At 40.0% G+C, this 23,109-nt stretch carries 18 protein-coding genes; 2 read left to right on the forward strand and 16 right to left on the reverse strand.

The features are described from left to right. Window positions 1–62: 62 nt before the first annotated feature. The 6 genes from QFX38_05440 to QFX38_05465 all read right to left on the reverse strand — a co-directional run bounded on the left by QFX38_05440 (window position 63) and on the right by QFX38_05465 (window position 9,253). Entirely contained in the window at window positions 63–353 is a 291-nt protein-coding gene (locus tag QFX38_05440) for a DUF2097 domain-containing protein (GenBank protein ID MDI9624309.1), read from the reverse strand. Next, window positions 354–2,069: an NrpR regulatory domain-containing protein gene (locus QFX38_05445; protein ID MDI9624310.1), complete on the reverse strand. Its 1,716-nt coding sequence runs from the start codon at window positions 2,067–2,069 to the stop codon at window positions 354–356. A 74-nt stretch (window positions 2,070–2,143) separates the two neighbouring features. Further along, window positions 2,144–2,716: a phosphatidate cytidylyltransferase gene (locus tag QFX38_05450; protein ID MDI9624311.1), complete on the reverse strand. Its 573-nt coding sequence runs from the start codon at window positions 2,714–2,716 to the stop codon at window positions 2,144–2,146. Window positions 2,717–2,733: 17 nt separating this feature from the next. Then, the gene (gene purL / locus QFX38_05455; GenBank protein ID MDI9624312.1) at window positions 2,734–4,875 is read right to left on the reverse strand and encodes a phosphoribosylformylglycinamidine synthase subunit PurL; all 2,142 of its coding nucleotides are present in this window, start codon (window positions 4,873–4,875) and stop codon (window positions 2,734–2,736) included. Between the two features lie 12 nt (window positions 4,876–4,887). Next, window positions 4,888–8,010: an isoleucine--tRNA ligase gene (gene ileS, locus QFX38_05460; GenBank protein ID MDI9624313.1), complete on the reverse strand. Its 3,123-nt coding sequence runs from the start codon at window positions 8,008–8,010 to the stop codon at window positions 4,888–4,890. A 37-nt stretch (window positions 8,011–8,047) separates the two neighbouring features. Continuing rightward, window positions 8,048–9,253 carry a methionine adenosyltransferase gene (locus QFX38_05465; protein ID MDI9624314.1) on the reverse strand — a complete coding sequence of 402 codons (1,206 nt, stop codon included), beginning with the start codon at window positions 9,251–9,253 and terminating at the stop codon, window positions 8,048–8,050. Between the two features lie 106 nt (window positions 9,254–9,359). On the opposite strand from QFX38_05465, the gene QFX38_05470 reads away from it, so the two are divergent. Next, complete coding sequence (locus QFX38_05470) at window positions 9,360–9,710, forward strand: DUF192 domain-containing protein (protein ID MDI9624315.1); 351 nt, start codon at window positions 9,360–9,362, stop codon at window positions 9,708–9,710. Here the strand turns inward: QFX38_05470 and QFX38_05475 are convergent. From QFX38_05475 to nuoE, 9 genes are all read right to left on the reverse strand, one after another. Next, window positions 9,705–10,397: a dihydromethanopterin reductase (acceptor) gene (locus QFX38_05475; GenBank protein MDI9624316.1), complete on the reverse strand. Its 693-nt coding sequence runs from the start codon at window positions 10,395–10,397 to the stop codon at window positions 9,705–9,707. The genes QFX38_05470 and QFX38_05475 overlap by 6 nt on opposite strands. Window positions 10,398–10,413: 16 nt before the next feature. Next, the gene (glyA, locus tag QFX38_05480; protein MDI9624317.1) at window positions 10,414–11,685 is read right to left on the reverse strand and encodes a serine hydroxymethyltransferase; all 1,272 of its coding nucleotides are present in this window, start codon (window positions 11,683–11,685) and stop codon (window positions 10,414–10,416) included. A gap of 211 nt (window positions 11,686–11,896) precedes the next feature. Further along, window positions 11,897–12,565, reverse strand: coding sequence for a DUF169 domain-containing protein (locus QFX38_05485; GenBank protein ID MDI9624318.1), 669 nt, complete (start codon window positions 12,563–12,565; stop codon window positions 11,897–11,899). Window positions 12,566–12,607: 42 nt separating this feature from the next. Beyond that, window positions 12,608–14,584, reverse strand: a complete 1,977-nt coding sequence (locus QFX38_05490; protein MDI9624319.1) for a CoB--CoM heterodisulfide reductase iron-sulfur subunit A family protein — start codon at window positions 14,582–14,584, stop codon at window positions 12,608–12,610. 233 nt (window positions 14,585–14,817) lie between these two features. After that, window positions 14,818–15,720 carry an AEC family transporter gene (locus tag QFX38_05495; protein ID MDI9624320.1) on the reverse strand — a complete coding sequence of 301 codons (903 nt, stop codon included), beginning with the start codon at window positions 15,718–15,720 and terminating at the stop codon, window positions 14,818–14,820. A gap of 65 nt (window positions 15,721–15,785) precedes the next feature. Further along, window positions 15,786–16,721, reverse strand: coding sequence for a DNA repair and recombination protein RadA (radA, locus tag QFX38_05500; GenBank protein MDI9624321.1), 936 nt, complete (start codon window positions 16,719–16,721; stop codon window positions 15,786–15,788). Between the two features lie 21 nt (window positions 16,722–16,742). Continuing rightward, window positions 16,743–19,103: an OB-fold nucleic acid binding domain-containing protein gene (locus tag QFX38_05505; GenBank protein ID MDI9624322.1), complete on the reverse strand. Its 2,361-nt coding sequence runs from the start codon at window positions 19,101–19,103 to the stop codon at window positions 16,743–16,745. Window positions 19,104–19,215: 112 nt separating this feature from the next. Next, window positions 19,216–21,066, reverse strand: a complete 1,851-nt coding sequence (locus QFX38_05510; GenBank protein MDI9624323.1) for an NADH-ubiquinone oxidoreductase-F iron-sulfur binding region domain-containing protein — start codon at window positions 21,064–21,066, stop codon at window positions 19,216–19,218. Between the two features lie 9 nt (window positions 21,067–21,075). Beyond that, a complete protein-coding gene (nuoE, locus tag QFX38_05515) occupies window positions 21,076–21,522 on the reverse strand; it encodes an NADH-quinone oxidoreductase subunit NuoE (GenBank protein MDI9624324.1) in 447 nt (148 codons plus the stop codon). A gap of 88 nt (window positions 21,523–21,610) precedes the next feature. Between nuoE and fdhD the strand changes: the two genes are divergently transcribed. After that, the gene (fdhD, locus tag QFX38_05520) at window positions 21,611–22,357 is read left to right on the forward strand and encodes a formate dehydrogenase accessory sulfurtransferase FdhD (GenBank protein MDI9624325.1); all 747 of its coding nucleotides are present in this window, start codon (window positions 21,611–21,613) and stop codon (window positions 22,355–22,357) included. A 70-nt stretch (window positions 22,358–22,427) separates the two neighbouring features. On the opposite strand, the gene hxlB is transcribed toward fdhD, so the two are convergent. Further along, window positions 22,428–23,012, reverse strand: a complete 585-nt coding sequence (hxlB, locus tag QFX38_05525; protein MDI9624326.1) for a 6-phospho-3-hexuloisomerase — start codon at window positions 23,010–23,012, stop codon at window positions 22,428–22,430. Between the last annotated feature and the right edge of the window lie 97 nt (window positions 23,013–23,109).

Genomic DNA, 23,109 nt, shown 5'->3' on the forward strand with positions numbered 1-23,109 from the left:
GCATAATATTGATACAATAACAAAACCTGCTAATATTATAGAGATTATTTGGAATGTTTGACTCATTCTTGGCCCTCCTCTTCATCAATTGCCTCTATTATGCAGACATTACCTTCACATTCATGTTCTAGTTCTATGAGATAATCTTTGAGTTTTTCCACGTCAATTGTTGTAAGTCCTTTTATCATTTCACTGTCGATCTTTATTTGTATGATACCATTGTTGTTTGTTATAACCCTCCCTGGAATATATACTCTGCCGAGGGACAATCTTACAATGTCTCCTGGTTTTACTTCCTCTTTTATGTAACGGCAGAGTTCCTCGCATGTTGCACATCTTTTTTCGGCTTCCATTTATATCACCTTATTTTTTATATTTTCTTTGATGGTAAAAAAGTTATTTATGTCCATGAGTGATTCAACGGCTTTGACCTTCACGTCCACCCCATTTTCCTTGACCGCTGCAATGGGGTTTAGGCCGCCTGGTGTGACGATCCCCACTTTATATCTTCCAACCTTGGCATTATAGAGTATCTCGTTTGTTTTACCAACTTTGAGAATGTTGAAGCCAGCTTCTCTAAGCTTTTCTGTCACCTTTAGGGTTTCTTCCCTTGCAATATAGGGTACTTCCCTCAAACTTGCTAGTATCCTATTAGATTCGCTTCGGGGATCATATACTTTTGTCATCCCCTTTGAAATGTATATTTCATGGGGTTCAACTGATGATCCATCATATGCTGTAAGTTCAACGAACCTTCGCATGTCATCCTTTATCTCGAGTAATCCACTATAGGTGGGTGTTGACATTATACCATTGTTTATGAGAACTCCATCAACTGTTAAACTACATATGCTAGCTATACCTACTTTGTCTTCTTCTAATTCCATGATTCTAAAATATGGTGATGTTGAATATTCTGGTTTTTCTTCGCACACCCTTTGGATAATATCAAGGGCCCTGTCAAGGTCTTCTCTTTTTAAAATCGAGATGTTGGCTATAACTTTTCCTGTTAGTGTATCAGGGTCAAAATCTACTTGTTGTATGAGATTCCATGCCTTGGTTAATAAAATTTTAACTTTTTCTTTACTGGGTGTTTTTGGCTTTTTTAACAATTTTCTGGGTCGTGTGACCAAATCTAGTTTGTTAAATTCTATTAGAGTCTCGGCCATTTTGATACTAATATTATAGCCTGCTTCTTGGGCTGCGCAGATGGGTGTTATACCTCCTATGATCGCTATCCCGATCATTCCATCATCCACTGGGATGCCTAAGAGGTTTTCCCCAGCTTCGCCTATTTTAAGTACTCCTCCAATGTTCATCTTTTGGAGTTTATCCAATAATTTTAGGGCTTTTTTGCGGCTTGTTTCTGGTATGAGACGGAAATTGGCAGGTATCCTCCCTTCCCCATATTTTATTACATTGAGGACTGAGGTCATCTCGCTTGCTGTGAAGGCTTCAAGTGGCATCATGGAAGTCTTTTTATATGCTATGAGTTCTGTGAACCTTTGTGGTGTATAATCTTTTATTTCAACTAATCCGGCAAAGGTTGGTAGTATGGGTATGCCCTCTTTGAGGAGTAGACCATCGATTGTGGTGCCACATACTGTCATTATCTTATAATTCCCATTTCTTTTTTCCAATCTTGCATGTGGACTTACACATAATCCTTCTTTGAAGGCTTTTTTGATAAGAGGAAAAGCTCCAAGGGGTATTGTGGACGTGTTTACTACAACCTTCCCTTTACCAGTTTTTGGGTTGAAGCTTGTATTGTGTATCATTTCTTCGAATTTTGAGAATATGAAATCGACTTGGTCATATACCAGCCCCTTTTCTATCTCTTTTAACCCTTTTTTTGTTATTTTCCGGCCGGAGTATCCTATGCGTTTAGTGAATCCTTTTTCGTCGAGTATGCGCATGTGATATCTGACTGCTCTTTCCCCTAGGTTGTAGCCTTTCTTTTTAAGTTCTTTGGCTATTGCTTTCGCTCCGAGGATCTCTTCATGTTCGGATAATATCCTTAAAATTTCTATCATTTTCTTGTCGGTTTCTCTAGCCACGCTTGACACCATCACCACAAAAAAGAATAAAAACAATTCAATTAAAGTTTATTGCACCGGGTTTTATATATTTTATGGAATTTTGATTAAATAAAGTTTAGATAAAAAAAGATGTACATGCTAATTCCTACTAGTAAGGGTATAGTGATATTATCTTCTATGGGAGTATATGCTTCTACTAATGATCCTATGAACGCTCCCATAAGAGCTATTGTGGGGTTCACTTGTGTTAATGCTCCGATGAATCCTATGAATATGAATGCGATGGAACCTTCAAATGTTTTATTGGGCTTGTATGGTAGTGGGTGTTTGCCATAGAGTTTACCGATGAGGGTAGATGCGGCATCACCAATTGTTAGAATGATTATAGCAGCGTTTGCAATTGGAATATTCGACCCAAAAAAGGCATAGGTGAGTGCTAGGCCTATAAAATAATATATGAATCCTCTTTCATTAGTATCTCTTCGGCAGGTTCTTAATAGCCATGAAAATAAAGGTATGGAGTGTCTAAGGTCGTATTGGCGTATGATCTCTCCCATGAATGCCGCTAGGATGCCGAGTAAAATGAGGTTTTTAACTCCGATCCAAGGCTGTATTATTACGAATATTATACCAGTAGCATGTATAGCTTGTCTTAGGATTTCTCGCTTATGTTTCAAATAAAACACCAAAAAATTTACATGTACTTTTCTATCACTCCATGATATGTCTCCTGTAATTTCTCTACTGGGAGTTTAAGGTCATTTATCTGGAAATTGTCACCACCAACGCTGCCTATAATTGAAGATGGTACTTTTATATTTGCTATTATATCATGGGCTATTTCTTCTTTCACTGTTATAATATATCGACCATGTGATTCTGAAAATAGGAGCTGATGTTGATTTTTGCAACTGTTCGGAATTTTCGTGGTATTGATCTTGGCTCCTAGACCTGATTTTATGCTCATCTCTGCTAATGCCACCCCTAATCCACCTTTAGAACAATCATGTATTGCCGTAATACCATCATCAAACTTGTCTATGATATTACGGATGGACTCTGCAGCCTTTAATTCATCCTCAAATTTTACAATTGGCGGATCTCCTGTTACGAGCCCGTGCACTCTCTTATAATATTCAGACCCTCCTAGTTCCTCTCTTGTGGAACCAACGACTATAATCTTGTCATTCTCCTCTTTGAAGTCCATTGTCTTTATATTTTCAAGTTTCAGGGATCCCACAACCCCAACCACTGGTGAAGGGTTAACCGTAACTCCTTCTGTCTCATTGTAAAAACTTACATTACCACTTATAACCGGGGTATTAAATGTTCTTGCAGCCTTCGCCATGCCCTTAACGCATTCTCTGAATTCCCAGAATACAGTAGGTTTTTCAGGATTTCCAAAATTAAGACAATCCACTATACAGAGCGGCCAAGCACCCATTGAAACCACATTTCTTATGGCCTCTGCGACAGAACCTGCACCGCCATGATATGGGTCGAGTTTTGTATGTATACTATTGGAATCTACTGTGAGCGCTATACCATTTTCTTCATCAATTCTTAGGATCGCTGCATCATCTCCAGGTTTGACCACGGTTCGTATTTGGACTTCATGATCGTATTGTCGATAAACCCATTCTTTACTTGCAATGTTAGGCGAAGATAAAACCTTTAAGAGGGCCTCTTCCAGTGGTGGATGTTCTACTTTTATACTTTTCCGGGTGTATTTTGGTCTTCTGGCTTCTCTTATGATAACTGGCGGATCTGCGAGGAGTTTGGCTGGTAAATCTGCGATTACTTCACCATCTTTTATTACTTTCATTCTTTTGTCATCTGTGACTTTACCTATTATGGCTGCTGGAAGCTCATATTTTTCACATATCCTCATGGCTTTTTCTATGTTCTCTGGTTTTATTACGAAGAGCATTCTTTCTTGGGATTCTGATAACATTATCTCATAGGGTGTCATCCCCTCTTCACGTAATGGTATCTTTTCTAATTCTATTATTGCACCATTATCGGATTTTGCAACTATTTCTGAAATGCAACAGGTGAGCCCGCCCCCACCAAGGTCTTTAGCTCCTGAAACTTCTATTTTATCCATTATTTCAAGACTAGCCTCTAAAACCATCTTTTTTGTGAATGGATCCCCTATTTGGACTGCTGGCCTGTCCTCTATCTCTGATGAGCTTGTTAGTTCTTCTGATGCGAATGTGACCCCATGTATCCCATCTCTGCCCGTTCTACCACCCATCAAGAGGAATACTTCACCTGGGTTGGGTGCTGTGGCCCTTTTTATCTTATCTTTTTTAACGAGACCGACACACATGACATTTACTAGAGGGTTAAATTTGAAGTTTTCATCGAATTCAACTTCACCTGCTACGGTGGGGACTCCGACTCTATTTCCATAATCTGATATTCCTTTCACGACATTTTCGAAAAGGTATCTTGATTTTTGGTCTTCTAGGTATCCGAAGTGCAAAGAGTCTAATAAGGCTATGGGCATGGCCCCCATTGAAAGTATATCACGTAGTATTCCACCTATTCCAGTGCCGGCACCCCCATATGGTTCTATGGCTGATGGGTGATTATGGCTTTCTATTCCGACTGCTAGTGCTAGTTCTGGTGTTACTTCCACGACTCCTGCATCGTCTCCTGGCCCTATTATGACTTTTTCTCCTTCTGTGGGGAATAGTTTGAGTATGGGTCTGCTGCTTTTATATGAGCAGTGTTCTGAGAACATGACATCGAGCATCCCATATTCGAGTGGATTGGGTTCTCTACCAAGCTCTTTTTTTATGAATTCAATTTCTTCATCAGTTAAAACCATTTTAACACCGGTTTATAATTTGGAGATTGATATGGTAAGTTTTTCATCTGATATATTCCAATTTTTAGTGTATCCTATCTTTTTTCCTTTAAATGATAGTGTTTCTGCTCTCACTTCATTTTTGATGAACTCTTTGTGGGGTTTTACAAGGTTTTTGAATTTGCTGCTACAGTTCACATCGACTTTAATGTGTGCTTCAACATCAAGGTCTAGATCTTTTCGCATGTCCTGGATTCGGCGTATGAGTTCCCTTGCCATGGCTTCACTTAATATTTCATCGGTTAATTTTGTATCTACGAATACACTCCCACCATTGAATTTGGCTGTCACTATATCTTCTGGCAATTCTGTCTCGAATATGATATCTTCCTCGCCCAATTGTATCTCCTTGCCCTTGATATTTAATGTGTATACTCCTTCACTTTCTAAGATGGATTTTATAACAGAGCCGTCTTCTTCTTGAAGTTTTTTCATTGCTAAGGGCATGTCGCTTCTAAGGCGCGGTCCTAGGGTTTTTGGGTTGGGTTTGGCGTGTATTTTCATCCGCTCAAACTCTAAAGTCACATCTAACTCCTTGGTGTTCGCCTGTTCGATAACAACGTCCCTAAGTGATTCCACAGCCCTGAGTATCCTTTCGTCCTCGGATACTACTGTTATGTTCTTAACTGGCCATCTGAGCTTGTACTTTGCCTTGTCCCTTGCACGTGCACATGCTTCAATAACATCCCTCACAACATCCATTTTCTCCTCAAGGTCCTCATCTATGAGTTCTGGACTGTATTCCCAGTCTAGCATGTGTATACTCTCAGGTACGTTTGGATCAGCACCCCTTACTAGATTCTGGTAAATGTCCTCTGTCAAGTGGGGCGTTATAGGTGCCATTATAATTATTAGGGTTTTAAGGACATTATAGAGGGTATAATATGCTGCGATCTTATCTGGGTCTTCTTTTTCGATCCATGTCCTGCTACGTATAAGTCTAACATACCATCTGCTAAGATCCTCGACTATAAAATCGTGCAATTCTCGTGTGGCTTTATGGAATAAGAGTCTCTCAAGCGCGTTTGTCACTTTATCGGCTACTGAATTTACTCTCGATAGTATCCACCGATCCTCTGGCCTGAATTTGAATTCTCTTTCATCATGCTCATAAGGGTTGAAGCTGTCTAAAACCATATAAGTGGTTGCAAAGACGTAAACGTTCCAGAGAATGTTAAACATCTTATTAATATTTTTAAGTTCTTCCCATACAAATTTAAGATCTTCCCATGGCTTATTAGCCCATAGGAGGTAAAATCTGAGGACATCAACGCCATATTTTTCGATGACTTCTTCAGGTTCGACCACGTTCCCAAGGGATTTGCTCATCTTCCGGCCTTCCTCATCGAGGGTGAAACCGTGCATGAGGACTTTCTTGTATGGTACTTGGTCGAGTGCTATGACTCCACAGCCAAGCTGTGAATAGAACCAACCCCTTGTCTGATCATGACCTTCTGTTATGAAATCATAAGGGAACCATTTATTGAATAAGCTTTTTTCCTTTGGGTAGTAGAGTGACGCCCAACCAGCAACTCCGGAATCGATCCAAACGTCTAATACATCTGGTGTTCTTTTCATCTTGGAACCGCATTCGCATTTCAAGATTATTCTGTCCACGTGGGGTCTGTGTATGAAGTCGCCTTTGAGCTCTCCTTGGATCATGTTTTCTTTAAGTTCCTTGATGGATCCTATAACCTTGATTTTATCACATTTTTCACATATCCAAATGGGTAATGGTATCCCCCAATACCTTTGCCTTGAGATTGTCCAATCTTTCGCGTTTTCGATCCAGTTGCGGAATCTGCTCTCACCAGCCCAACTTGGAATCCATTCAACTTTTTCGATTTCATCTAACATTTTATTTTTTATTTCTGTGATTTTCAGGAACCATTGTTGGGTTGCAAGATATATTATTGGCGTCTTACACCTCCAGCAGAAACCGTAACGGTGCCTTATGGTGCCTGCTTTGAATAGTAGATCCTTTGATTTGAGGTCTTGGATAATTGATGGATCGGCATCCTTTACAAATTGGCCCTTGTATTTGCCTGCTTCTTCTTTGAATCTCCCAGCTTCATCTACCGGACAAAATATTGGCAGCCCATACTTTTTACCAATTTCAAAGTCCTCTGGTCCATGACCTGGGGCTGTGTGCACGCATCCTGTCCCCTCTGTAAGTGTTACATGTTCTCCTACTATGATATGATGTTCAAAATTCTTATGATAGGGTACTTCTTCCCTGAGGGGATGCTCATATTTTAATCCTTCAAGTTCACTCCCTTTAACTCTTCTTATTATCTTGTAATCTTCTAGTATGGTGTCTGCTAGGGACTCTGCTAAAAGGTATGTTTCTTTACCGGTTTTTGCATAAATATAATCAAAATCAGGGTGGACTGTTACTGCCATGTTGGCTGGAAGTGTCCATGGTGTTGTTGTCCATACTAAGATGTAATGATTCTCTTCTTCTAATGGGAATTTCACGTATATTGAAGGGTCTTCCTTTTCATGATAGTCTATTTCAGCCAGTGCTAAAGCCGTTTCACAACGCGGGCACCATGTTATAACTCTTAGATCATTTATGAGCAGGTTCTTTTTATGTGCTTGTTTTAGGGTCCACCAACAGGATTCCATGTAATTGGGGTCAAAAGTGATATAGGGTTTTTCCCAGTCCATCCAAACCCCTAGTCTTTTGAATTGCCCCGTCATTATTTCCTTGTTTTTAGTGGCGAATTCTCTACACTTTTCCACGAATTTTTCTATTCCTATTTTCTCTATCTCCTTTTTACTTTTTATGCCGAGGAGCCCTTCTACTTTATGTTCGATTGGAAGGCCGTGAGCATCCCAACCAGCTTGTCTTCTAACATTGAATCCGTTCATGCTCTTGAACCTGAGGTATGCATCCTTTATAATCTTATTCCATGCTGTTCCAAGGTGTATCCGGCCACTGCAATATGGTGGACCATCTAAGAATGAATATCTTGGTTTATCCTTTCTGAGTCTTTTAATTCGCTCGTAGATGTCCCTTTCTTCCCAGAAGTCTTGGACTTTTTCTTCGATACGGTGTGGTTGATATGTTTTTTCAGCCTCTTGGATTGGCATGATAACTCTCCCATCTCTTTGGGGGGGTTGTGAAGAATTAGAATGTCTTAAGTTTCCCTTTTATTAGCATCTCTGTTATGTCCCCTATATTGTCGAGCCATTCGTCCATTATCCTTGAAATATCCCCTTTAACGTCTTCTATCTTGTAGCCTTCTTCGAGCAGTATCTGAGAGGTTGCTGTTTTGGGTTGGTTGATTGGTTTACCTATCTGGCTTAGGATCATTATATGGACTTGTTTAACACCTTCCACTTCTTTTATGATATCCGATGCCATTTGGTTAGCTAATAGGTTGTATATTTTACCCACATGGTTTATTGGGTTTTTACCAGAAGTGGCCTCCAGTGACATTGGCCTGTTAGGTGTTATAAGCCCGTTAGCTCTGTTACCGCGCCCTGCTGAACCGTCATCTCCCATCTCAGCTGATGTTCCTGTAACCGTTATATAAACTGAAGGTTTTTCTTCATCGTATCTGTCAGCCGTGTTTATGAATATTTCAACGTTTCTGTCGGTGTATTTTCTGGTAAGATTTAGGATTTCCTCTTCGAGGATGTTTTTAACTTCTATGTACTCTTCAAGGTCTGTTATGTATTTGTCAATCATGGCAGCTGCGACTGTTAGGGTTATTTTATCCTCTTCCCTTAAACCCATGACTTTCACGTCTTCACCGACCGCTGGATATTTTTTCTTGAATTTTTTAGAGTTTAGCAGCTTTTCAGTTTCAAGTACTATGGTCTCTGTTTCTGAAAATGGGGCGAATCCAACCCCAAATGATGTGTCATTGGATAATGGGGCGCTGTCCCTTCTTGCGAACACATCCCTTAGTTCTCCGGACCCGTGGCCTATCTTGCATTCTACTACAGTGCATGTTTCAACATCAAGGTTTCTTATATTCTCTTTTAGGTATTCTTTAGCGGCTCCTATTGCTATACGGTCTATCCCTATTTTTTCATTGTCAACTTCTGAAATGCCCCGGCCGGTTAATAGTATGTTTATTGGTCTTAATACTTCACCGCCACCAAACTTTGGCGCGGACTCTCCTGCTGTTATCTGAACCTCATCAGTGTTATGGTGCATTATAGTCCCAAAATGTTCGAGATAAGCATTGCAAAGAGCTCTGCTAACAGACTCTGCTATACCATCACTTATACTATCAGGGTGCCCTATACCCTTCCTTTCTACTATTTCTATTTTTTGCTCTTCGATTGATGGCTGTTTAAGCGGTTCTACAATTATGTTTCTCACAATAGTAACCTCCCAAGTCTATGAAAATAATCACTATGATAGATATGATTTTTTGAACTGATAATATAAATAATATTATAATCTTCCAGCAAGTTAAGGTGACTCGATGAAAGTCTTCAACAAGACCAGAAACGAATGCCTGGGTAATGTGAAAATTGCGAATACATTCATTTCAAGATTCAAAGGTCTAATGTTCAAAAAAAATATAAAAAAGGGTTTATTGCTAGAAATGCCAGAGGGGAGGGGGCGTGGGGGTTCGAGTATTCACATGTTCTTTATGAGAATACCATTAGATGTCATATTCCTAGATTCAGAGAAAAGGGTTGTGGACTTGGCCACCCTAAAACCATGGCAGATATACATACCCAAGAAACCAGCTAGGTATATAATAGAATTTCCAAAAGGGATTATAGAAGATTCCGGGACAAGTATAGGGGATACTATCGAATTTCTATAAATGATCCCAAAACTCTTTTGGTTCTCTGATGACTTGGATGCCATCTATCTTTTCAAGGCGCCTGGTATTATTCACGTCTATACTCCTCATATGAAGGGTTATGATGCTCCCACCGGATACAGCCCCATATGGACAAGCCTTTTGACAATTACCACAACCTATGCATTTCAGAAGTTGTATTTCCACCCCAGGTATTATCGCATCTTGCGGGCAAGCTGCAGCGGCATTACATGTTTCACACCTCTTGCAAATACTCAACTCTAACTTGGAGGGTATCACAGTCTCGACTTCACCTTCTTCTAAATCCACTGGGAGTATTATTGTCTTGACTTTGCCTTTACCGGCTTGTGCAACCGCATTCGTGACGAGGGTGTCTGCTATCCCATGAACTATCTTGGCCACTGTATTTGCAGTTGCAGGCGATACTATAAGTAGATCATAACGGCCAAGAGATAATCTTCCAGTTATCGGGAAACTGAAACCTTCATCCCTTTCTAATACTAGTTCTCTATAGTATCCTCCTTCTAATTTTTTAACACGTTCGAAAAGGCCATACATTTTTAGTACTTCTTCAGCAGCCCTTGAAACCATTATTGTGACTTTATGCTCCCTTGCAAGTTTTTCGAGTTCTTCAACGCTTTCAAGGAGTAGGTGTCCAGCTCCTGTGAATGCCCACGCTATTCTCATTCTAGATCCGTCCCTTTCAGATGATGTCTAGATACTTATAGGCTTCTGATTCTTCGAATGCATAATGAACTCTCGTATACTCGGACATGAACTCTGAAACTTCCTCTTTCACATCCTTTTTATCTATAACCGCCCTTTTTATATATTCTGCTATTTCACCCATTTCTGACTCTTTCATGCCACGCCTAGTAACCTCCTGGGTGCCTATACGTATACCCGAGGGATCATTTGACCTGTTAACATCATCCCATGGGAGTAAATTCTTGTTTAATATAATATTGTTATCTTCAAGTCTTTTAGCAATCTCCACAGCCCTACCAATATTTGAAACATCCATTACAAGCTGATGGGATTCCGTAAATCCAAGATCTTCACATAAAACATTAAAACCTAATTCATAGAGGTTTTCGGCGAGTTTCTTAGCATTCCTTATGGTGTCCCTTGCATAGGCCTCCCCAAACTCTAACATTTCAGCTGCAGTGATCCCAAGACCCGCCACATGATGCAAGTGATGGTTACTGACCAGCCCAGGGAATACGGCCTCATCTATTTTCTCTGCCAGTTCTTGACCACATAGAATTATGCCACCTTGCGGTCCTGGGAATGTTTTATGGGTGCTGCCTACTAGAACATCAGCTCCCTCCTTTAAAGGGTCTTGGAAACATTTACCAGCGATCAAACCTAGTACGTGGGCTCCATCATACATTATGCTGGCGCCCACTTCATCGGCAGCTTCCCTTGCTTCTTCCACAGGATGTGGGAACAAGAAAAGACTCCCACCTAAAAGTATCAGTTTGGGTTTTAATTCTATTATCTTCTTTTTCATATTCTCGGGGTCGATGTTCATCCTATCCACATCAAATGGGTGGGCTTGGATCTTTAATCCCCTCACACCAGCCGCACTCACACTTGCATGGGATAAATGGCCCCCATAGGGGATTTCCAATGCCATTATGGTGTCCCCTACATTTGTAAGTGCAAAGAATGATGCGAGGTTCGCCACAACACCAGATGTGGGTTGTACATTTGCATGCTCTGCATTGAAAAGTTTTTTACATAAATCTATTGCCAATTCTTCGATTTTGTCTATATAATAGCAACCCTCATAGAATCGTTTACCTGGTAGACCTTCCGCATATCTATGGGAGAGGTCAGAAGTTAAGGCCTCTTTAACCCGCGAACTTGTAATATTTTCACTAGCAATTAAATTGATGCTATTTTCCATCCATTCATTATGGTCTTTCATGAAATTCCTGATCTTTTCAGCGTAAATCCGATTACTTACCATCGGCTCATCTCCCTCAGTTTATACCAAAAAATTTTATTAACCCGCATTATGCTCATACACTATTATAATCTAGGTTTTTATAGTATTGTATCATTCCCTTGTGGAACTTCTATTATAAAAAAATTCCCTATGGTTACCTTAAAATGTTTAAAATCTAAAATGCCAACTTAAAAAAATCTAAAAAAAATTGTGTGATGGGGGGTTTTATCCTCTAAGCCTTTTTCATTTCTTCTAGATTATGGACAATCCTATTAACGTGCTGATATGGTATGCTGACCATCACATCCTCGTCTTTGAGGTTTTTCATATGCCTTCTTGAACCAACATCTGCAAAACCATATGTTACTTGTCCTGTAAGGTATGGACAAGCACCCATTGTACTGCAGATGGGGCCGACATCAGCACCGAGCGCATCTGAAATACTATCATATGCATTGGCGTGTAATAATTCCATTGCTTGTTTACCATTACATATGATGACTATTACATCTGGTGTGAATTTTGCCTTGGATAGTGGTGCGAATAATATGCTTGAAAATATTCCTGGTTCTATTGCCTTGTTTTTTTGCCATGACCTCTGGACTGATTGTATACTATCATGGATCCCCATGGCGACTAAGAATGCTCCTGTTCTCATCTTCTTTGGGAATTCTTTGGGGTCTTTCATGCCAGAGTATCTCGCGCCTCCAAAGCATTCTTCCTCGCTAGCTGTTGAATAGAAGACTTCCCCTTCAAGTGCTTTATCTATTTTTTCACAAAAACGAGATTTTCCTTTTTCTCTGGGTATGTCCTCTGGTTCTTTCACTGACCATGCGATTGCGACTGGTTCCTTTTCTAAGTTTAATAGTCTTGTAAGTTTTTCTGCAGTTTCTTTATTCAAATTAGTGAACCCCCATAAAAAAATTAATTGTGTTGGGGGGGTTTATTTTGCCGGTTCTCTGAATGCTGCTTCGATTTGTGCCATTATCTGCTTTGTTCTGAAGTGTTGTTGATCCATTGCACCTGATGGGCATGCGGCTACACATGTTCCGCAGCCTTTACACAAGGCAACATTTACATTTGCTTGGTCGTCTTTTATTTCAATGGCACCGAATGGGCATAATTCTACGCATACTTGGCATCCACCGCATATGTCAAGGTCTGTGACAGCAACTATTGGTTCGATTTCCACTTCTCCTTTGACCATTGGTATGGCTGCTCGGGCCGCTGCACCTGAAGATTGTGCTACTGAGTCTGGTATGTCCTTTGGACCTTGTGATACGCCTGCTAGGTATACTCCGTCTGTTAAGGTGTCAACAGGTCTGAGTTTTGGGTGTGCTTCCATTAGGAAGCCGTCAGCAGACTTTGATAATCCTATAGTCTTTCTAAGGTCCTCTATTCCTTCTGGTGGTGTTAATCCGACGCCTAGGACGACCATGTCATATGTGTATTCTGTTGTCTTGCCGAGGAGGGTGTCCTCTGCCCTTACTGTTAATGTGAGGTCTGGGTTTTCTATTATCTCGGCTGCTCTTCCTCTGATGAATTTTATACCATATTGTTCTTGTGATCGTTTGTAGAATTCTTCGAATCCTTTACCAAATGCTCGGATGTCCATGTAGTAGCATGTTATTTCTGTTTCTGGGGCTTTGTCTTTTATTAGTTGGGCGTTTTTCATGATGTACATGCAGCAGACTCTTGAACAGTATGGTTTTCCGATTTGTTCGTCCCTGGAACCCACGCAGTGTAAGAAGGCAATCCTCTTTGGTTTTTTACCATCTGATGGTTTGAGTACCTTACCCTCTGTAGGCCCGGACGCATTGATCAGCCTTTCGAGTTCTATACCAGTTATTACATTGGTGTATTTGCCGTATCCGTATTCTAGTTTTTCTGTTGGGTCATATGGGTCGTAGCCTGTTGCTACTATGATTGTACCTACTTCTAGTTCTATTTCTTCTGGTTCTTGGTCGTGGTTTACAGCGCCTCTTTCGCAGACTTCGTCACATAAGTTACATTCTATACAGTAGTCTTTGTTTATGGTGGCGCATAATGGAACTGCCTGTGGGAATGGTATGTAGACGGCTTTGGTCATTCCAATGCCTTCGTCGAAATAGTTTGGCATTTCGATTGGGCATACTTCTACGCATGTACCGCAGCCTACACACTCTTCTTCAATAATGTATCTTGGTTTCTTTTCGACTGTTACTTTGAAGTTTCCAATGTAACCGTCCACTTGTTTGACTTCTGCGTAGGTAATGAGTTCTATGTTTTCGTGTTTACCTACGTCCACCATCTTCGGTGAAAGGATACACATTGAACAGTCCAGGGTTGGGAATGTCTTGTCTAGTTGAGCCATTCGACCTCCAATACTTGGTCTTTTCTCGACAAGGTATGTTTTGAATCCCATATCAGCCAGGTCTAGGGCTGCTTGTATACCTGCTACTCCCCCTCCTATGACCAGTGCTTTGTCTTCAACACTGACTTTTGAAGTTTCTAGTGGTTCTAATAGCCTTGCCTTGGCGACTGCCATCCTTACTAAGTCTTTAGCTTTTTCTGTTGCTGCTTCTGGTTCGTTCATGTGAACCCATGTGTTCTGTTCCCTTATGTTCGCGAATTCAAATAGGAATGGATTGAGGCCTGCTTCTTCAACGCATCTTCTGAATGTGGGTTCGTGGAGTCTGGGTGAGCATGCGGCAACTATGACCCTGTTCAGTCCTAGCTCTTTTATGTCTTGTTGTATTTCTAATTGTCCTGGGTCTGAGCAGTAGTATTTGTAGTCTCTGGCTACGACTACGTTGGGGAGGGTTGCTGCATAATCTCTTATTTCGTCAATGTCAGCTACTCCTGCTATGTTCACCCCACAGTGGCAAACGTAGACGCCAATTCGTGGTTCTTCCATTTCTTCCTTTTTTTCTTCTGCCAATTAAACCACCTTTCTACTAAAATCTAGATATAACTATAAGATGATGTAAACTCTATCACAGTAATAAATAAAAGTTTCTATTAGTGTATTTAAGTAAACTTTATATATGATAACCGTAGCTTGTGTTCCTTTTATTGTAGTCTGAAAAGGGTGCTAAAAAGGAACATATGGGCTTTTGGATCGAAAATCATATTTTTTAAGAGGGGGGTTTTGATTAGAATCGGAAGTGTTTTTCATCCGATAATGGCTATTATCAATGGTAGGCTTATTAGACTGAGTGTTGTGCTCATAAATACGCAAGCAGCGGTTAAGTTAATATCAAGGTCGTTTTCGATGGATAAGACCATGCTAAGCATGGCAGATGGCATAGCAGCTTCTATAATTGCAACAGATTTTTCCAAACCCGAAAATAGAAATAACATTACAATTAGAACAGCTAAAAGTGGTGATATTAAAAGTCTAAAAGTGCTTACTATCACAGCATCCTTTAAAGAAGACTTTATAACTTTAAAGTCTAATGATAAACCCAATGAGACCATTATAAGGGGTATGGCTGCCTTTGAAAGGTAATCTATAATATAGGATATGAGCCCAAGAGGTAAATTAAAGGCATTAAATGCTATCCCCAGGAAAAGACCCCAAAGGGGAGGGAAGAAGATTGTCCTTTTCAAAATCCTTTTATAATTATTACCAAAGATGAAAGATAACAGAACACCCATGGTTAAAAATACGAATACTGATCCCATATCATATAATATCGCCCTTAAAAGACCAGAAACTCCAAAAACTCCCAAGATTACTGGATAGCCCATGAAACCAGAATTGACCATGGCAGCTGGTAATATTATGCTCCAAGCCCGTCTATTATCATAACATGCTATTCTAGTCCATGAAAACACCATTATCCCAATTAAAAGGCTAACTATCATAGATATAAGAGGCATCTTTAAAAGGGTTATGATAGTTGAAATCTTCGAATTATAAATCGAGCTAAAGATCAAAGATGGTATAGCAATATTCACAACCACCTTATTCAGAGAATAAGCATCTTCTTCCCTGAGAACACCTAAAGTTTTCGTGATATAACCGATTAAAACCATCAAGACTATTGAAAGTACGGTCTCAAAGGAATTCATAAATTACCACAATAATCAATAAATTACCCCATATATGCTTCGCAAAAAAGGAACATGAGAATGTTCTAATCTACTATACCATCATTAGTTATTTTAAAGACGCATTCACCTTCTGGTAGGTGTGGGCTGTCAACTAATCTCGCTATCCTCTTACCAGCTAAACCTTTCTTCAACCATATGCGGTAAGTTGCTGCGTGTCCAAGCACATGCCCCCCTATTGCCTTTGTTGGGCTCCCGAAGAAAGCATCAGGACGTGCTTGGACTTGGTTAGTTACGAAAATGGCTGCATTGTAAGTGTTAGCAATGTTCTGTAAAGTATGCAAGTGCTGGTTTAACTTTTGTTGTCTCGTTGCAAGGGATTCTCTCCCCACATATTCTGCCCTGAAATGGGATGTAAGCGAATCCACTATGACAAGTCTTATATCTTTACCCTCCTGGATTAACTCATTCACTTTCTCGGCCATGAGTATTTGATGACTTGAATTAAAAGCCCTTGCAATGTATATTCTTTCCATAACCTCTTCGATGTTAAGTTCGAAAGCGTTAGCTATTTGTTCGATCCTTTCTGGTCTGAATGTGTTCTCTGTGTCTATGAATACTGCTTCACCATTTAACCCACCCCTATCCTCGGGTAGTTGGACTGTAACAACAAGTTCGTGGGCTAATTGGCTCTTACCAGACCCATATTCCCCGAAAACCTCTGTTATGGCTTGTGTTTCTATTCCACCACCTATAAGCTCGTCTAGTGCCTTGCTGCCGGTGGTTATCCTTCCAACGTCTTTACGCCTTTCCATCACATCAAGCGCTGTTTCGAAATCTATTTTTTCGGCTTTTCTAGCCGCTTCTATTATCTTCTCAGCCACTCCTTCACCTATATCTGCTTTAACTGATAACTCCTTAGCAGTGGCTGTTGCGAGACGCATCATGTCCCCAAATCCTGCTTCTCTAAGCTTTTGAGCTGTTTTAGACCCTACATTTGGGAGATCCTCGAGTTCAACCATTTTCATTCTCCTTTTTTGATTTTAAAATTTAATATCTACAATCTTTTTGGGATTGAATCTTAACTCCTCATTATATTCATCGAAATTCGCATTCCCTATTACAGTTACATGCACACCATTAAGATCCTCAACTTTATCATGTAAAGCTCCTTCGTCACCTGTCTTGCTAATCACATCCACTACTTCTTCTGTTTTCATTCCGAGCAATTTTTCGGCTTCCCTTCCAAAGAATGTTATCCTTATTTCTCCAGTCTCATCAATGATCCGACCTGGTATTATGAGTAGGTGGCGTGGTTCATCTATTACCTCGCCACAGAAGTTGCATATATTCTCCTCGCTGACATCAAGACGCGTGTTACACCTTGGACAACGATATGATACTATCCTATCACCATAGAGGTCTGTTAATTCCCCCGAAATTTTCACATTCTCTGACCCCTCATCAAGGTCGCCTATACTCTTATATGGGTAAACCATCTCCTCTATTTCCTCAAAACTGGGTAAATCCTTAACTTCTCCTTTAATAACCTCTATCTGGGAATTCCGACCCAAACTAAGTTCAAGGTTCTCGTTCCTATATCTTACACGGGGATTTTCTATTTTCACAGCGTCACCTATGTTGAGGGGCGTGTCTGCTTTATCATCCCATAGTGTGACTCTTATGACGCCTGTGTCATCTGCCAACTCCATGCGCCGGAGTATACCGACACCATCCTCCCTCTGAAACTCCCTAGGCTCGTAAAGGTCGATGACTCTTCCGATAATCTTTATTCTTCTATCATCCTCTTCTATCTCATCGATTTTCTTGGTGGTGTAAATAACATCCTCAAGTTCTTCCATGCTTGGAAGATCCTCCATATCTTCTGGGAGGGGTTTCATTATCCTTGCGGTTTTACCCACACTTAATTCGATGTCATATAGGCCCATGCGAATTCTAGCATTCTCTATTTTGATAGCATCTCCCACTTTTAATGATGTGGTTGCTTTATCATCCCATAGTGTGACTCTTATGACGCCTGTGTCATCTGCCAACTCCATGCTCCGGAGTATACCGACACCATCCTCCCTCTGAAACTCTCTGGGGTCTCCTAATGATAATATGCGGCCGATCACATCAACTTCTTCGCCTTCATCCTCCATTTCCAATATTGAGGATATCTTCGCAGGTTTCAAATGTTCCTTGTACTCTTTTAGGACTTTTATGAGTCCCGTATCCTCTTCAGGGTTTATGATTATCCTAGTGTTCCAGTTTGTGTTTATGCGATAGGATGATGTGTAATTGTCAAACTCAACATTCCCACCTTCTATTTTTATTATGTCACCTTTTTTTATGTCTAAGTCAGCGTCTTCATGCCATAATGTTACTCTAACGGCTCCTGTATCATCCATTATTTCAAGAGATCTCAAGGATCCTGTTGTCCCATCAGCTCTTTCAAAATTTATTTTATCGTGGATTTTTGTAACGAGGCCGATTACGTTCACATCTCTTTTCTCGTGGAGGTCTCCTATCTTTAATATTTTCTCTTCCACTTCAGGGACTTTGAAGTCTCCTTTTATAATCCTTGTAAGTCCATGATGCGTCAAGTAGACTTCTCCTTCCCTTTTTCTTGTTTGGGCTCCTAGTACTTTTATTGCATCACCTTCTTTCAAGGGGAGGTTTTTTATAAGTTCCGTGTCCCTGTTCCAGAGTGTGTAAGTTATTTTTCCTGTTTCGTCTTTTAGTTCCATTGATGCAACTTTGCCTTCCCTACCGTTCCTTTCGAAGGTCCTTATCCTTGATATGCGGGTTATCCTAGCTATGATGTTAACTTCCTCGTCTTCTTCCTTGATTTCGGCTATGGGTGTTATTTCCTCCTTGTATTCTGGGATGTTTGGGTGATCTTCAGGGTCTAATACTTTTATTGTGGCGCGAGGTTGTAAGTGGATCTCTTTTCTACCTGCAAAGCCCCCTCTCACTTGGAAACCTTCTATTTGGATTATGTCTCCTTCTTTGAATTTTTTGAGTAACTTTATATTAGGTGTCCAAAATACTGCCCTTATCTTTCTGGTTTCATCTGCCAATAGGACATTCGCCACTTTCCCCTCTTTACCGGCACGGTTGATGAAACTCCTTATATTCGATATTCTAAGGACTCTACCTATAATTTTAAGGTTCCGATCAGCTCCTTCCATTTCCGCTATATCAGCGATCTTATACTCTCTTTCTGATAATGGTTTGTTTTCTTGGTTTAAGTACTCGCCTACTATCATATGAGCTATGTCAACGTCATCGATGAAACCTACATCATATTCTTTTTTTCTTTCTTCAAGTTGTTTTAGGAACTCTTCCTTTGAAATTTTATCTTTTATCTTCTCATATTCATCCAATATTTCCCTTTTCATCGCCTTCCCTCAATAATATAATACATTATCATTAACCTAATAAAATTGGTGAGAGAGCATGTGAAAACTATTTATAATAACAATTAATAACAAAATAATATATAAGTTTATTCTATGATTCTATGCTACCCCCAGGACCGGGCACTTTTAATATAGCACCTTCTTTACAAACATCCATACAAGAACCACATTTCAGACACTTCTCCTGGTCTATAAAATGCACCTCATCTTTAACACCCACAATAGCATTACCTGGACAAACCTTTGAACATACCATGCACCCTGTACACTGTTTCCCGTCAATGAAGTAATGCATCAACTCCCTACAATATGCCGCTGGACACCTCCTATTCATGACATGTTCAACATATTCTTCCCTGAAATATTTAAGGGTTGTGAGAACAGGATTCGGCGCCGTCTGGCCAAGTCCACAAAGTGAAGCCGCCTTAACAGCCTCAGCAACCTCATGGAGAGTCTCAACATCCTCAGGATTCCCATTCCCCTGAACTATATCATCAAGGATTAATAGCATTTGCTGGGTTCCCAAACGGCAAGGTACACATTTACCACATGATTCCCTTTGTGTAAATTCAAGAAAATAACGCGCAATTTCTACCATGCAAGAATCATCTGATAATACTACAAGGCCGCCTGATCCCATGATAGCCCCTGCAGAAGTGAGTGAATCATAATCAATTTCAATGTCCATCATTGAAGCTGGAATACAACCTCCTGATGGCCCCCCAATCTGAACAGCCTTTAAATTCCCCCCATTTTTTATACCACCCCCTATATCAAATATGACCCTTCTAAGGGTTGTGCCAAGAGGTACTTCTATGAGGCCTGTTCTTTTAACATCTCCCACAAGTGAAAATGTTTTAGTGCCTTTACTTGATTCAGTACCTATTGAACTGAACTTTTCAACTCCCTCCTGGAATATTAATGATATTGCTGCAAATGTTTCCACATTATTTATTACGGTGGGCTTGCCCCATAAGCCCTTTGTGGTTGGGAATGGTGGCCTTGTCCTTGGCATGCCCCTTCTGCCTTCGATGGATGCGATGAGCGCAGTCTCCTCACCACATACAAAAGCCCCCGCACCCTTCTTTATCACGATTTCAATGTCTAAGAGGCCTATTTTATCCAAGTCATTTATGGCCTTCTCCAATTTTTCCAAGGCGGCCGGATATTCTGCTCTACAGTAAATGTATGCTTTTTTGGCCTTAATTGTGTGGGCTCCTATTAGTATTCCTTCAATTACAGAGTGCGGATCTCCTTCAAGGAGTGAACGATTCATGAAGGCGCCTGGATCTCCTTCATCCGCGTTACATATAATGTACTTTTCTTTGGAATTTGATTGTCTGCATAAATCCCATTTTAGCCATGTTGGGAAGCCTGCTCCGCCTCTTCCACGCAAACCCGATCTTTTAATAGTGTCTATGATTTCATCAGCTCCCATTTCAAGTGTCTTCAAAAGACCTGTGTAGCCTCCTGTTGCAAGATAATGGTTTATATCCTCTGGGTTTATCAGACCGCATCTCCGGAGTATTCGACGGGATTGTAACTTCATAAAATCAGATTCGAAAAAACTACCTCTCGTTCCTGTTTCTTTTACTTGTATCGTGCCCAATATATTCTCTTTGGCTACTTTATCTTCTATTATGTTCTTTTTGATGATATTTTTAACTAGTTTTTTGTTTACTGGACCGTAAAATACTCCTTCTTTGTTATTTTTGAATATTCCTATTATAGGTTCTGCATAGCATGATCCTATGCATCCAACTGGTATTATCCTAGCTTCGATATTCTTTCTGGTTATTTCATCTTCTATTACTTTTGTGATTTCGTTTGCTCCAGCTGATATGCCACAAGTGGCTGAACCTATAAGGATAGCTGGTGGTTCTCCTCGGAAGATGGAATAGTATTCTTTTTTTGCTTTTTGGACGAGTTTTTCGAAATTCATGTTGACACTCTATGATTTTTGTGGGAGTAGTCTTTTTATTTGTCTTGGTTTTATCCTTGATATTACCTTTCCGTTTATCATGGCACATGGTGCGAGTGAGCAGCAACCGATGCATCCTACAGCTTCCAAGGAATATTCATGGTCTGGGGTGGTTTCTCCCTCTTTTATTTTGAGGCGTCTTTGGATAGCTTCTATTATCTGCTCCGAGCCTTTTACATGGCATGCGGTGCCTGTGCAAACTGTCAAATGTTTCCTACCTTTTGGTTTGAATCTGAATTGCGCATAGAACGTTGCAATACCATAAATCTGACTCTCACTAACCTCCGTAACCTTTGAAAGTTCTCTTAAAGCATTCTCTGGCAAATACCCATATTCTTCTTGGACATCTTGAAGTAATGGTATAATATCTTCCCTTTTACCATGATAGGATTTCAATATTTTCTTCAACCTTTGCATTAACAACCTCCTCTAATGGCGAAAAACTAACATCACCTCAAAGATTTTCCTCTCTAGCTACCAATATAATCTTAAAGGAGAGGATATCATGAAATTATATAAGGATGTTATTGCTTTTAAGTTTGATGGAAAAACTGCTAAGGTCAAGGAAAGAGTCGTTAAAGATTCGGAGATACACCTTATAATAAATAGGATGCTTTCAAGACGTTTCTATGTCACCCCTAGTAATTTGAAAGAGTTTACAATAGGATATCTTTTAGGTGAAGGTTTAATCGACACCATATCTGATATAAAACTTTTAGATATAAATAAGGAGACAATAAACGTGGAAATAAACCTAAAGGATAACCTGGTCAAAGAATCTGTTATAGGATCAGATAGTCTGGGCGGGTGGAGATATAAGATAGAATCTGTAAAAGCAGTCAATTCTACATTTAGCATAAAAAGCGATGAACTTTTTGAAGCGTTTGATAGATTAGTAAAAGGGGCCAAGTTATGGCAGATGACCGGCGGGGCCCATGTGGCCGCCCTTGTAGGTGAAGATAAGTTCATACTTGCAGAGGATGTTAGCCGTCATGTTGCAGTGGACAAGATAATAGGGGCAGGTGCCCTTGATATGGTTGATTTTGCAGAGACTTTTATAGTTTATAGTGGTCGCATGCCAGCTGACATGCTCATAAAAGTTGCAAGGGTAGGTATACCAATAATAGCCTCAAATGCCGCTCCAACATATTCTGGTTACAAGGTTGCAGTAGAGGCGGGTCTTACCATGATAGGTTTTGTGAGGGATAGGAGGTTTAATATCTACACTCATCCTGAGAGAATAAAGATATAAAACTTTTGTTCAGTAGGCTAGAAGGAGGGTTGGATAAACTACAATGCACTATGAATAGTTTTGGTTTATTTCATTCGAAAACGTCATGCATTTTTTTCATGTCTTCTTCTTTTTTATTTAGTTTTTCCATTAGCTCTGCTATTAGACCATCTAGGAATACTAGAGCAGATACTTCGAATAGTGTCCCTAGAGGTGCTTTCGAGTGGTGTTCGCCCTTCATTTGTCTTTTTATATAATTTTGTTCACCATCTATTTTAGTTTTCCCTTTTACTGTCACGGTAAGATCTGCGATTTCTGAAAGGGTTGATTTTGGATATGATGTTATGGCAACTACCTTTGAACCTCTATCCTTGGCTATATTAGCCGCCTTTATGATGTAACTTGTCTCTCCAGACCCTGAAATTGCTATTAGACAATCATCTTTTCGTATGGCTGGGGTTATGGTTTCTCCAACTACGAATACATTCATGCCCAAGTGCATTAGCCTCATTGCAAAAGCCTTTGCCACAAGCCCTGAACGTCCCAATCCAATCACAAATATTCTCTTAGAAGATGTTAAGGTTTCAATCAATTTTTCTATGCCTTTTTCATCTATGCTCTCCAAAACTTCCTGGATGTTCTTTATGATTAACTTAATAGCCTCTTTTATGATCAACCTTCGCACCTTACCCCCTTTTTTATAAGATAAACTACTCTAATTACATTTATAAGGTTTGGTTAAAATCCATTATAAAAGATTTTATAATACCGGA

The organism is Methanothermobacter sp. (assembly GCA_030055615.1).
Taxonomy (GTDB): domain Archaea; phylum Methanobacteriota; class Methanobacteria; order Methanobacteriales; family DSM-23052; genus Methanothermobacter_A.

Bases quoted from the DNA above. Each gene is read 5' to 3' on its own strand.
- fdhD (MDI9624325.1), top strand. From the start codon at position 21,611: ATGAAATTATATAAGGATGTTATTGCTTTTAAGTTTGATGGAAAAACT.
- QFX38_05505 (MDI9624322.1), bottom strand. From the start codon at position 19,103: ATGAAAAGGGAAATATTGGATGAATATGAGAAGATAAAAGATAAAATT.
- ileS (MDI9624313.1), bottom strand. From the start codon at position 8,010: ATGCCAATCCAAGAGGCTGAAAAAACATATCAACCACACCGTATCGAA.
- QFX38_05475 (MDI9624316.1), bottom strand. From the start codon at position 10,397: ATGAGAATAGCGTGGGCATTCACAGGAGCTGGACACCTACTCCTTGAA.
- QFX38_05445 (MDI9624310.1), bottom strand. From the start codon at position 2,069: ATGGTGTCAAGCGTGGCTAGAGAAACCGACAAGAAAATGATAGAAATT.
- QFX38_05440 (MDI9624309.1), bottom strand. From the start codon at position 353: ATGGAAGCCGAAAAAAGATGTGCAACATGCGAGGAACTCTGCCGTTAC.
- QFX38_05510 (MDI9624323.1), bottom strand. From the start codon at position 21,066: ATGAATTTCGAAAAACTCGTCCAAAAAGCAAAAAAAGAATACTATTCC.
- glyA (MDI9624317.1), bottom strand. From the start codon at position 11,685: ATGGTAAGTAATCGGATTTACGCTGAAAAGATCAGGAATTTCATGAAA.
- QFX38_05495 (MDI9624320.1), bottom strand. From the start codon at position 15,720: ATGAATTCCTTTGAGACCGTACTTTCAATAGTCTTGATGGTTTTAATC.
- radA (MDI9624321.1), bottom strand. From the start codon at position 16,721: ATGGTTGAACTCGAGGATCTCCCAAATGTAGGGTCTAAAACAGCTCAA.
- purL (MDI9624312.1), bottom strand. From the start codon at position 4,875: ATGGTTTTAACTGATGAAGAAATTGAATTCATAAAAAAAGAGCTTGGT.
- nuoE (MDI9624324.1), bottom strand. From the start codon at position 21,522: ATGCAAAGGTTGAAGAAAATATTGAAATCCTATCATGGTAAAAGGGAA.
- QFX38_05470 (MDI9624315.1), top strand. From the start codon at position 9,360: ATGAAAGTCTTCAACAAGACCAGAAACGAATGCCTGGGTAATGTGAAA.